Source organism: Devosia alba (assembly GCF_039938915.1).
Taxonomy (GTDB): domain Bacteria; phylum Pseudomonadota; class Alphaproteobacteria; order Rhizobiales; family Devosiaceae; genus Devosia; species Devosia alba.
The window spans coordinates 1-274 of the sequence record NZ_JBDUUI010000085.1; the positions used below are offsets into that span (position 1 = coordinate 1).

Consider the following 274-nt stretch of genomic DNA (forward strand, 5'->3'; position numbering starts at 1 on the left):
AATTGCTGCTGGTGTGGCAAAGGGAAGGGCAGATCATGTTCTCATTAGTGGTTATGATGGCGGTACAGGTGCAGCACCTAATACAAGTTTGAAGCATACAGGATTACCTTGGGAGATTGGCTTAGCTGAAGTACACCAAACCTTATTATTAAATGGTTTAAGAGATAGAATTGCCATTGAAACAGACGGTAAGATGATGACAGGACGTGATGTTGTCGTCGCAGCGATGTTAGGCGCAGAGGAATATGGTTTTTCAACTGCACCACTAGCTGTT

At 43.8% G+C, this 274-nt stretch carries 1 protein-coding gene; it reads left to right on the top strand.

The annotated features are described in order from the left end of the window. A partial coding sequence (locus ABFY71_RS18870; protein ID WP_347947410.1) for a glutamate synthase-related protein occupies positions 1–274 on the top strand: 274 nt, incomplete at both ends.